Raw genomic sequence first — 11,104 nt, 5'->3', positions numbered from 1 at the left:
GTAGGGAGTAGGGAGTAGGGAGTAGGGAGTAGGGAATAGGGAATAGGGAATAGGGAATAGGGAACAGGCAAGAGGCAAGAGGCAAGAGGCATACATGCTAAAGTTTGAAGGCAAGAAGTGTGTTTACAACCCAGATAAAAACCCTATAGCGTTTCTCGTAGCTATGAGGTACACATTATTTTTTCCCTCTTCCCTCACTTCCCCTCCTGGGAGGGGTTAGGGGTGGGTTACTCTTACCTCTTCCCTGCTCCCTGCTCCGAAGTCCCTGCTCCCTAAAACCCAGAAATTTGTACCTCACAAGTCGTAGAATTGCTATATATCATAACTACTCTAGAAGAGCCCAGGATTTTTTCCCATATCCGCTACTCCCTACTCCCTTTTCCCTACTCCCTACTCCCTACTCCCTTTTCCCGATTCCCGATTCCCTATTACCTGTTCCCTTTAAAACCTAACTATGGCAATCAAATTTTGGAATGGTATTGCATTAATTGCAGATGATACCTACAGGACTCAATTAATCCCAAAAGTAGGACGCTTAGATCACGATCAATCACTGCTGAGGGGGATTTTACCCCATATACCAAGGGGTGGTGTTGCCATAGATGTTGGTGCCAACATTGGCGATCACACCATTGCTTACTTGAATAAAGTTGGCCTAACTGGTCGAGTGTTAGCATTTGAACCCCTGCCAGAAGCTTATGAATGTCTCACGTTAAATGTACCAGGGGCAGAATCCTATAACTATGCCCTTTCAGACCAAGAAGAAACCCTGAATTTGGTGATTCGACCGAATACAGGAGAGAGTTTTTGCTCCTATTCAGAGAACTCACAAACCATTCGAGCTGTTCCATTAGATTCCTTTGAGTTTAGCCAGCTAGACTTGATCAAGTTTGATGTAGAAGGTTGGGAGTTGAAAGCCCTCAAAGGAGCGGAAGAGACTATCTATCAACATCAACCTCGGATGGTGATTGAGATTAACGAGAAAGTATTTAAACGAACCCTCGGGAATCGACAAGAGATTTACGATTTTCTGAAGCGACATGATTACGATTTACAACCAATACAACCAAAGACCAGCCTCAACACTGAGAGAATTGATGTACTGGCAGTACCAGCAAAAGCACAATACTTCTGTGGCTTCCAGCATAAATTAGGGGAAGCTTACACAGCAAATAATCAGCTTGATCAAGCTATCATCGCTTACCGTCGTGCGATTGGGCTTAATCCCACCATATCTTCCTCTCATCACAACTTGGGGGATGTCTTAGAGAAACAAGGTCATCTGGAATCTGCGATCGCATTTTACCGTAAAGCCATTGAACTGAAGCCTGATCACCATCAGTATCATATCACCTTAGCCAAAGCCCTAGCCCGAAAAGGCATGGCAGCTGAAGCAGTAACTGAGTATCGCTTAGGGATGTCCCTTAACCCTAACTTCCAGTGGTCAGAAGATAATTTTGGCGAAGCTTTATTAGAAGGTCTGTATAAACACCATAGTAAAAACCATAGTAAAGGTTTCCAAGGCAACCCTAGTCAAAAAAATGACACAAGCCACGACTGTGGTGTCATTTTTTTAGCCATTGGTGAAAAATTTAAACAAGAATTTCTTAATGCTTATAAATTTTTCAATAAATCCAATCCTACCATCCCCATCTCCCTATTTACTGATTGCGCCATGGGGGAGTTAGATGGTTGTACAGTCTATCCCTTAAACGAAAATAAAAATCCTCATAAACTCAAAGTAGACATCTTGAAAAATAGCCCTTATCAAAAAACTCTATTTCTTGATACAGACACCTTAGTCGTTGCTGATATTTCCGAGATATTTTCCTTACTAGATGACTGTGATTTATGTATAGCCAGAGAACCTAATGTTGACTATAGTAAACACCCCTATAAATTTATTGGATATAAATCCCATAAATACATTAATACAGGAGTATTCGCTTTTAAAAAATGCGAATTCATTACTAAAATGATTGATGGCTGGATTACTATGATTTCCCAACGAAATGACTCAGATATGAGAGCCGGACATTTTGCTGACCAGTACTATTTCAACCAGTTATTACAATCGGGTTTCTTTGAGCAAGAAGGAGGCAAAGTAAAGGTCATAGACAACAATATTTACAATGTCAGACCACAGCCTCTGCCTCACCTGATCAAAGATGGCTTATTTAATCAAGCGAAGATAATTCATCTACGACTCTCTGCTTTTGTCCCATCATTAGTTTCTCTTAAAAAGAAATAGGGAGTAGGGAATCGGGAATCGGGAATCGGGAGTCGGGAGTCGGGAGTCGGGAGTCGGGTGGGGAGTGCATAATAAAGTTGGGTAGGGTGCGTTAGGGGGGCATTCATGTTTCGCCTCGTAGTCAGGGTTAGGTTGCTACCCGTAACGCACCACTGCTGAATCAAACAACTGTATCGCTTTTTTCAGATTGTCTTGCTTATAACTACGGATTCTGTGACTATAGGAAGACCAAGGTTGTTTTGAGAGTTTTTTTGAGTCATTGCCCAAGCCATGGGTAAGTCTTGTTTGGTGCGAACGGACGAAGCTTGTTGGAATGCTTCAATAGCAAGTTCTACATTTTTAGCCCTGTCCCCACGGATTCTGTCACTGTAGACTTCGCCCAGGTTGGTTTGAATCCCTGCCCAATGGTAGGGGAAGTCTGATTGAGTGTAAACTGACAAGGCTAGTTGGTATCGGGCAATCGCAAGTTCTAGATTCTCAGCCCTGTGGTGGCGGATTCTGTTTCTGTAGGCTTCCCCTAGGTTGGTTTGAGTCATTGCCCAATAGATAGGGAAATCTGATTTGGTGTAAACTGACAATGCTCGTTGGTAATGGGCAATGGCAAGTTCTAGATTCTCAGCCTTGTCCCCACGGATTCTGTTTCTGTAGGCTTCCCCCAGGTTAGTTTGAATCCCTGCCCAACTTTCCCGCTTACTCTCACGGGTAAAGACCTTTAGCACCTGTTTGTAACCAGCAATGGCGATTTCGATGTTATTGGCTTTATTGCCTAGGGGAAACTGCTGGATCAGGTGGCTGAATTCCCAAATAACTCTAGCGATGTATTCTGCTTCAGCTTCTGAGAGTTTAGGACTTGCCCAGGTTTCCAGGATATCGATCAACTTATCATCAAGTTTGTCTAGGTTGGCTGCCAGGAGTGGGTAGATCACTTTGGGGTCGCTATCGCTGTTGTCAGTTGCCAGCAATACCTCTGTCAAAAATTCCAGATAGTCTTGGGATGAGGGATTAGCTGAGGTAGGGGTTTCTGAGATTCCCAGCATGTCTAAAAGCTCACTCCTCAGACCCAGTAAAACCTCAGCGCTGTTTTGCTTGCCCTCTGTTGTCAGTTGTTCTGCTACTTGTGCCATTACCTGCAATAACTCTGAATCCAGTGACTCACGGTTGCTCTCAAGAATTTGGAATTCTTCACCGCTGGGACAAGTTAGCACTTGTTCGATCAGCTTCAGGTATGCTTGTAGTCTTTGTTTGTCCATTTTTCCTGGTTTTTTCCGGTGCATCTGAGCTTTGGCAACAATATGACCATTGAAGGCTAAAACACAACTCCCGTTCCCTGAACGGATTGATAAATTCTGATCTAAGCTGACAATTTTCCCGTCTAACGCACCCTACGAGATTGAATATAGAGCTGTTTTGGAGGCGATCGCTCTTCAATTTACATCACTCATTACCCCAATATTTGCACCCATAATTTTAGCAATTTGCTTCAGAATACGCAAGACATCATATAACTGATTCCTACGAGGTAGCAGCAGATAAAAAAGATTAGATAAATCATATTGGGGAACACCTTCGGTCAACATTTTAACAAACAAAAACTCATCCCCGCTACCAATCATACCATAGACAGGACGTTCAGGATTAGGATTTGCCATCATATAAGTCATTAGTTGAGGTAAAGCTACTGAAAAAGCAATAGTAGATTTAGATTCAACCAAGAGAACCCAAAGTTGTTGTGCAATAACTAAAGTATCAATTCGACCTCGTAAAATTTCATCCTTGTCTTCTACTTCCACTTCAACAGTCGTTTCAGTAGTGACATAGAAAGGTTCATCATATAAACCTGCCAAAGTAAGTAAAGGTCCAATTAGTAATTGATTAATCACACCTTCTGGGAGAGGACTTCGTTCTCTATGACGTAAAAATCGTCTTTGAATTTGGTCTAGGTTCTCTTGTTCTTGAGCAGTTAGTTGAGGTAAATCCTGTTGCCATTCCTGAAAGAAAAGGTCATTATCTGTAGGAGATAAATTAAACCTTTGCTTCAAGTCAGCTAAGGTAGCGATCGTTTTGGAAATGGGGTAATTTTGAATCATTATTCACTCTTCATCCAACTCAAAATCTACTCTTTCATACAAATTTGGAAACGAAATTTCAAAATCAGCTGAAGCCAATTTTAAAACTGATTCTCCCCCTTGATAATCATTGAAAAGCCATTGCCCATCCTCTTGCTTAAAATATTGAGCCACATAAAAACGATATTGATCGATTAAAATATATTCCTGAAATTCAGGGATAGAACGATAATATATGAATTTATCCGTCCAGTCGTAATCCCGCGTCGATTTAGAAAGGACTTCCACAATGAGTGAAGGATTGGTTACGTTTGTCTTACCCATTCCTTCATAGATTGGTTTTCCTTTAATTACCATTACGTCAGGATAGGTATAGAGGCGATATTGCGCTATGCACAAGCGGACATCATTGATATAGATATAATATTCTTGCTCCTTAATTGTCAAAGGAAATTTGCGACAGAAATTGAGCGCAATTTGATTGTGATTTGTCGTGCCTCCTGTCATGAGGATGATTTCTCCATCTCGATATTCATGTTTATCTATCGCTTCCTCCTCTAATGTCAAGTATTCTTCAGGCGTGTAGTACCGTTTTTCTGTTTGAATCACCATATTAATGTTCCTGATGCTGCGATCGTTGTTCAGTTGCCATTACTCTTTAGGATAGGTGTATCTTGCAAACTCCGCTCAGTATAGCGCTACGCGCAAGGGCTTTAGGCAAAAGCCATGCATGCTAAAGTTGACTACAACAGCTTTTGCTGCTTGTATCCATGTCAAACACCTTAATGTGTAGTGCTATATTTGATCCTGTAGTTCAGTTGGTAGGGTGCGTTAGGCAGTAAGGATTTTCCGATTCTATTCTAGCTTGGTGCCCTGCGACGGATTGATAAATTCTGAGCTACGCTGACCCAATTTGTTGGGATAAGCAATACTACCCACCTGACTTCCTTTCCCTTCAGGATAGAGATAATCACTCTCTACCACCCATTGCTTTTCAATCTGGTTATCCTTGTTACTGCGTGTCACTAACCAAGGATTAGGAACAGGTGGAAAAACTGTTTTAGTCTGCTTATTGTCATCAGTAACTTGAATTCCCTTGGTCAAAGCATCTGGCAACGCCCAATGTAAATGAATTCCCGCTTTCAGATACAAATTCTGATTTTGAAAAGGTTGAGAAACAATCTCTTCACTAATATTGGCAATATTATGATTTACGTCTCGCTTACCATCAAAATAAGGAAGGCGGCTAAAATCTGTCATCGCCTCTACTACAACGCGATCGCTTTCCAGATACAGAGCGTCTAAGTGGACAGCAACCATTAAAGCGGTAATTTTTCCAGCCAAAATTACCTCCTCTCCCAGAATATCAACAATCGGTTTCAGCCAAATTTGACAGGTAATTTCACTAGGATTTTCTCTGACACCTTTAAGTGTGCTTCAGTTTCCCAGAAATGATTAATTCTGCAACAAAATTTTACATGAAAGGGTATTGACAGGGTAATATAACTGGTATCTACCTTTGTGTAGCAAGGGATACAGCATATTAATAAAAAAAAAGATCGGTCAAGTTTTGGTTAACCCCAATGCTTGACCGAATTCTATTGTGTAAACGTCAACAAGTACAGCTTAACTGCATTCAAATCTGAATAACTACTGATCAACTAATACATTCGTCAGTGGTCAGTGGTCAGCCATTGGCTGATAGCTGTTCGCTTAGCGTGCGCGTAGCCCATAAGCTGATAGCTTAAAAATAAGCTCCACAATTCCTAGTCACCAGGGCGTCAAACCCTGGCAAAACCCTATCCTAGTCTACGTATAAATATCGAATCAAGGTGGTCATAACCTCACCGGGGTTTTCGGTAGGCTCGATAGCTTTTATAGGAACTGCCCACCGACAGTAACTTAATTATAAAATAGTACTTAATTGTCTACATTTTTAATAAAATTAATCCTCAGGTCGGCAGTGCATAATACCAATTTAAAACCTGACAATCTCGAAGGTAAGCACTGCCCACCCTACGCCAGCAGCGCGATCATGCTCTTGCTAGCATGCCTATTGCCTATTACCTATTACCTATTGCCTATTGCCTATTGCCTTAGCCAACTACGCCATCCCAAACTTATAATTGCCATACTTAATGTCATACCAAAATAAATTAGCGACTCTGTCTATAGACTCCTGATTATAATAATTAGTGTAATCATTATGTTTGTCTTGCTCTATCTTCGGACAATTCAGCTTCAGTCCTAGCAGAGACTCCAATAAAGTTACGTCTGATTCTAGAGTTTCAAAACGGATAACATAATCCACAAGAAACGTGTTATCCTCATCAAGTGCCGAGTAAGACAGTGAGTAAGCCGACAAATCAGTTAAGTGCTTACCTGCCTTGATATCCCATGATTTTCCTTTAGTGATCCACTCGGTAAAAGGCATTTTTTTGTTAGGATTGTACTGTTGTTTCTCCCAAAAGTAGAAGCCATTGTGATCAGGATTTCCAAAGGAGTACACAGAGACAAGCATATCCCAGGGGTTTCTAACAGAAGTGAATTTGAAGTAGCTATTCCAATCCCAACCCATGCGTTCAAAATGCTGTTGAACCATAGATGCTGGCACATGGGGATGGTTGTATCGCGGTTTATCTGTACTAACAATATCACTGTAAGGATCTAGTGCTTGTCTAATCGTAGTATCACCAGACCTGGGCTTGCCAATGAATACGAATTTATGCTTGTGTGATAGTCTCATTTTATAGCAGTTATTAATTGGATGAGGGAAAAAGTCCTGGGTTTTAGGGAGTAGGGAGTAGGGAGTAGGGAGTAGGGAGTAGGGAGTAGGGAGTAGGGAGTAGGGAGTAGGGAGTAGGGAGTAGGGAGTAGGGAGTAGGGAGTAGGAGTAATAAATTTGACTGTATCTTATAGGTCTTATCAACACTATATTTTATAGTTCAACACTCAAAAATTAGCACTGATAACTGAGCACTGAGCACTCAAAAATTATCTAGCGTTTCCTAGTAAGCGTGAGGTACATCTAAATTTTATTCCCTGTTCCCTGTTCCCTGTTCCCTGCTCCCTGCTCCCGATTCCCGATTCCCGATTCCCGATTCCCGATTCCCGATTCCCGATTCCCGATTCCCTATTCCCTAGTTTAAAAAGAATACTTTCCGTAGTTGATATCATACTCAAACATCTCGGATACTATTGCTTTGGACTCACTATCATAATACTGGCTGTAGTGGTCATGCTTGCTAGTATTTATCTTCAAAGAATCTAGCTTTAGTCCTAGCTTTGAAGCGACAAAAGCTAAGTCTTCCTCTAAGTGTTCAACACGAATAACATAATCGACGAGGAAATTATTTTGATCATCAAAAACATAGTAAGGAAGAGTATAGCTATACAAATCATCAATAAATTTTTGCTGCTTCAAGTCCCAAGATTTGCCAGTCTTAATCCACTCCTTGAATGGCATCCTGGTGTTTGGGTTATAGGGGTATTTTTCGACAATGTCTTCCGATACACGGATTGCTCTTGCTGTTTCCCACCAATAAATACCTCGGTGATCTGGCTTGGCATAGAAGTACAGAGAAACCAGCATATCCCAAGGATTTCGGATACTAATAAACTTGAAGTAGCTGTTCCAGTTCCAACCCATACGCTCAAAATGCTGCTTTAACAGAGATGCTGGCACATGGTGATGGTAATGTCGCTTCTTATCGGTACTGGAAATATCGGTGTAAGGATCCAATGCCTTGCGAATACTAGTACTAGCACACTTAGGTTTGCTGAGGAATACAAACTTATGCTTGTGGGATATTCTCATGATAACTGTTGATAGATTTCCGATTTAACAATTGATTTTAAGAAATAATCGTTGCTCAGCTTTTCTTTAATCGGGTGCTGCTTCAGGTAGTGGTAGGTTTCCTCAATTAAAGCAAAATCCTCAGCTTTGGCCGCTGCTTCTTGTCTAGACTGGAAGTAAAGGGGATAGTCTTCACCCAAATACTCTTTTACAGCTGGCAGCGGATTGACTAAAACCGGGGTATTTCTAACGATGCACTCAATGATCGCGTTATTGGCACTGGTGTCATACAACTCCAAATAAGCAATATTCTTTGACAAGACCTCATCATACTCATCATTGGGCAAATAATCAACTATCTGCACATAACTGTAATTGGGCTGTAAATTAAATACTTGTTTTTCAGTGTGTAACATTTCCCCAGCATAGGGTTTACGTAACACCACCTTTTTGTAATTTTTTACCGGTAAATAGTAGATAGAGTGCATCTTCCGCAACCAAATCCCAATTTGGATAATAGTTGGCTCAGGATTTGCCAAAAACTTATCCATGGAAAACGTAACATCTGGGGTTTCTGTAGGATGGATAACGCTAACAATCGGCACATCTAGCTGCTTTTGGAGCCATCGACGAGAGTCTTCAGACAAACAAAATAGACCTTGACAATACTTAATACTCTCTTGCCACAACTGACTTTCAAATATTCTCTGAGGTGACAGGTGTTCTTGAAACCATTTAGGAGCATAGGGAGGACAATGGATGAATCCAATCCAAGGCTCTGTATAAGCCGTTGGGCTGTTGTTACAATCTCCAGGATCCGATCCCCAGGCGAATTTCTTTTCTATGAAGCCATCCACCAAAATTCCAGCATCATTGTGTAAGGCTTTCAAGCTATTCATCGCATAAGACCATCCAGAGCGATGCTCCCCATAATGATACTGTAAAGCAGAGGCAAGATTGAGTTTTTTCGGATAATCCCCAGAGTCTTCAAACCCTGAATCCTGCTCTTCAGTTTGGGAGACATCAAGGCTTCCATTACCATTGGATTTCTCAGTTAGCGGTACATAATACTCCTGTAAAATTTTTTTCTCAAAATCAACCGTTGATTCAAACCGCCTGTTATAGGATTGAGGGTCTTCTAGGTAAATTCCTAAAGGTTCCCTCAAGAGCATGAATTTAGACCCGTTAGTTGAACAACGTAACCAAAATTCCCAATCAGCACTCGCGCCATACTCAATTTCATCGAAATAGCCATTTTTTTCATGGACACTCTTCCGCCATACCGGCATACAATGGGGAAGATTTTGGGAGCCGATCTTACCTTTTTCCTCCCCTTCAGCCCACCACTTTTCTTGAAAAAAGTCTTCGGTTCCAAAATACTCCGGAAATCCCACATACCAGACAGCATGAGCTGTATTATTATCCCAGGTTTCATTGGGTTGCATCGTAACTTTCAGAGGAGCGCAAACCACGTCCACATCAGGATGCTCATCCAAGGCTCTCATATGTTCTTCGATATGTCTGGGAGCTCTGCGGTCATCCAGATTAGCGTTGGTAATATAGTGACCACGGGCTAGTCGAATGCTCATGTTCCAAACTTCATACAGCCCTGGGTCTTCATCCAATTTTATATAGATAATATTGGGATACCTGGTCATATACTTTTTAATCACAGGCTCTTCATTTCCCGGAGAATTGGGATTAACCAATAGTAATTCACATTCAGCAAAAACAGTCTGCTGGGTAATATCCTTGAGGAAGTGTTCAATATACTTATCCCCTTTAAAGACTGATGTGATGATGGATACTTTTGGTTTCCATTTATAGGTACTAAATGGTCGATTAAGCAGAGTAGAGCGTATTAGATTTTGCCATTCCGGTAGGTTACTGACTCCATAAGAATTGAATGGAGAACCATGAGCAGCTGAAAATGTTGTAAACTGCTCTATCCAATCAGAAATCGTTTCTGTTGCCTGGTAAGGGGTAATGCTTAAAGAGTTTTTTAACTCCTCAGCCATAGTGGTAAAATTACCAGCATGATAAGAGCTCCAGGCTGACCAGACCAAAGAATTATAATCGTGATTTTTAGTATTGGTATGGCTATAGACCGGATTCTGAGCATCAGGTAATCTGGGTTTATATATAATCGGTTGTTTACTGTTTTGATAAATTGTCAAGAATTGCTGAACGATATAGTTATCGATGTGACCAATTAAGTCATAATCAACAAAGTTGATATCAGCTTTTTCTTGATAATAATGATACCGAGCTGGAGCAAATATTTTGGTAAAATTAAGGGCTGATTTTTGCCAGATTTCGTAGCTATAGTTGGTGGAGTGCTTGACATGATAAGCAACGGGAGAAACTAAGTCTTTTATGGTTAACCCTTGTTGCCAAGCAATCACTGGTACCCAGAAATCCCAAAAGGGAATACCAAGACAAAAGTCAGAGGATGGGAATTTTTCCAGCAGTTCTTTTTCAAAAAAGAACACATCAACCCCAACATCGTAAATCTCACCGTTGATTGATTCAGCAGTATCAACATCGACTCGTGAAGCGAGCAGGATAGAGTTTTGAGTTTGCTCTCGAATAAATTCTGTAAAATCCTGCTCAGCTTTTAAGATAATATCTGCGTTAACAATTCCACAGATTTGGCTACCGTACTCACGCAAATAGGATAAGAGGTCATCAATGTAAACATAAGGCTTACCATAATGCTCTCGTCCATCCCGAAATACTCTGTGAAATTTAATGTCTTGATATAAAGGCTGGAGTTTCTCAATCTCTTCTAGAATATTTAATGAAACAACCTCAAATCCTAGATTAAGCCAACTATTAATAGCTGCTTGTTGCTTATTAATATTTCCTGGTGCAATACTGGTTACGATGACAAGGGTTTCAGTTGTCATTAGTCATTGGTCCTTGAGGAAAGGGAACAGGGAGTAGGGAGTAGGGAGTAGGGAGTAGGGAGTAGGGAGTAGGGAGTAGGGA

Annotated in this window: 11 protein-coding genes; 2 read left to right on the top strand and 9 right to left on the bottom strand. The window is 41.0% G+C overall.

The annotated features are described in order from the left end of the window. Positions 1-309 precede the first annotated feature (309 nt). Positions 310-498: a hypothetical protein gene (locus tag BJP37_RS40060; RefSeq protein WP_158069771.1), complete on the top strand. Its 189-nt coding sequence runs from the start codon at positions 310-312 to the stop codon at positions 496-498. Continuing rightward, positions 455-2,251: an FkbM family methyltransferase gene (locus BJP37_RS25490; RefSeq protein WP_075903012.1), complete on the top strand. Its 1,797-nt coding sequence runs from the start codon at positions 455-457 to the stop codon at positions 2,249-2,251. Before BJP37_RS40060 ends, BJP37_RS25490 begins: the two co-directional genes overlap by 44 nt. Here the strand turns inward: BJP37_RS25490 and BJP37_RS40055 are convergent. The 9 genes from BJP37_RS40055 to BJP37_RS25450 all read right to left on the bottom strand — a co-directional run bounded on the left by BJP37_RS40055 (position 2,197) and on the right by BJP37_RS25450 (position 11,022). Beyond that, positions 2,197-2,358 (bottom strand): hypothetical protein, encoded by a 162-nt coding sequence (locus BJP37_RS40055; RefSeq protein WP_158069770.1) that lies wholly within the window; start codon positions 2,356-2,358, stop codon positions 2,197-2,199. The genes BJP37_RS25490 and BJP37_RS40055 overlap by 55 nt on opposite strands. A gap of 75 nt (positions 2,359-2,433) precedes the next feature. Then, entirely contained in the window at positions 2,434-3,501 is a 1,068-nt protein-coding gene (locus BJP37_RS25485) for a tetratricopeptide repeat protein (RefSeq protein ID WP_229415444.1), read from the bottom strand. Positions 3,502-3,675: 174 nt separating this feature from the next. Next, positions 3,676-4,338, bottom strand: a complete 663-nt coding sequence (locus BJP37_RS25480; RefSeq protein WP_075903010.1) for a type I restriction endonuclease subunit R — start codon at positions 4,336-4,338, stop codon at positions 3,676-3,678. A gap of 3 nt (positions 4,339-4,341) precedes the next feature. Next, a complete protein-coding gene (locus BJP37_RS25475) occupies positions 4,342-4,929 on the bottom strand; it encodes a Uma2 family endonuclease (protein WP_075903008.1) in 588 nt (195 codons plus the stop codon). Positions 4,930-5,172: 243 nt separating this feature from the next. After that, positions 5,173-5,661 carry a hypothetical protein gene (locus BJP37_RS25470; protein ID WP_198954180.1) on the bottom strand — a complete coding sequence of 163 codons (489 nt, stop codon included), beginning with the start codon at positions 5,659-5,661 and terminating at the stop codon, positions 5,173-5,175. A gap of 760 nt (positions 5,662-6,421) precedes the next feature. Further along, positions 6,422-7,246 carry a sulfotransferase family 2 domain-containing protein gene (locus tag BJP37_RS25465; RefSeq protein ID WP_143727785.1) on the bottom strand — a complete coding sequence of 275 codons (825 nt, stop codon included), beginning with the start codon at positions 7,244-7,246 and terminating at the stop codon, positions 6,422-6,424. A gap of 65 nt (positions 7,247-7,311) precedes the next feature. After that, the gene (locus BJP37_RS25460; protein ID WP_075903004.1) at positions 7,312-7,494 is read right to left on the bottom strand and encodes a hypothetical protein; all 183 of its coding nucleotides are present in this window, start codon (positions 7,492-7,494) and stop codon (positions 7,312-7,314) included. Then, a complete protein-coding gene (locus tag BJP37_RS25455; protein ID WP_075903002.1) occupies positions 7,463-8,134 on the bottom strand; it encodes a sulfotransferase family 2 domain-containing protein in 672 nt (223 codons plus the stop codon). Before BJP37_RS25455 ends, BJP37_RS25460 begins: the two co-directional genes overlap by 32 nt. Then, complete coding sequence (locus tag BJP37_RS25450; protein WP_075903000.1) at positions 8,131-11,022, bottom strand: glycosyltransferase; 2,892 nt, start codon at positions 11,020-11,022, stop codon at positions 8,131-8,133. Before BJP37_RS25450 ends, BJP37_RS25455 begins: the two co-directional genes overlap by 4 nt. Positions 11,023-11,104 lie beyond the last annotated feature (82 nt).

Origin of the sequence: Moorena bouillonii PNG (assembly GCF_001942495.1) — a bacterium.
In the GTDB taxonomy this organism is placed as follows: domain Bacteria; phylum Cyanobacteriota; class Cyanobacteriia; order Cyanobacteriales; family Coleofasciculaceae; genus Moorena; species Moorena bouillonii.
This window is presented reverse-complemented; position numbering and strand designations above follow the sequence as displayed.

Excerpts from the sequence above, each read along its gene's own strand:
- BJP37_RS25490 (WP_075903012.1), top strand. The coding sequence starts at position 455 with ATGGCAATCAAATTTTGGAATGGTATTGCATTAATTGCAGATGATACC.
- BJP37_RS25485 (WP_229415444.1), bottom strand. The coding sequence starts at position 3,501 with ATGGACAAACAAAGACTACAAGCATACCTGAAGCTGATCGAACAAGTG.
- BJP37_RS25455 (WP_075903002.1), bottom strand. The coding sequence starts at position 8,134 with ATGAGAATATCCCACAAGCATAAGTTTGTATTCCTCAGCAAACCTAAG.
- BJP37_RS25480 (WP_075903010.1), bottom strand. The coding sequence starts at position 4,338 with ATGATTCAAAATTACCCCATTTCCAAAACGATCGCTACCTTAGCTGAC.
- BJP37_RS25460 (WP_075903004.1), bottom strand. The coding sequence starts at position 7,494 with ATGATATCAACTACGGAAAGTATTCTTTTTAAACTAGGGAATAGGGAA.
- BJP37_RS25475 (WP_075903008.1), bottom strand. The coding sequence starts at position 4,929 with ATGGTGATTCAAACAGAAAAACGGTACTACACGCCTGAAGAATACTTG.
- BJP37_RS25450 (WP_075903000.1), bottom strand. The coding sequence starts at position 11,022 with ATGACAACTGAAACCCTTGTCATCGTAACCAGTATTGCACCAGGAAAT.
- BJP37_RS40055 (WP_158069770.1), bottom strand. The coding sequence starts at position 2,358 with ATGAATGCCCCCCTAACGCACCCTACCCAACTTTATTATGCACTCCCC.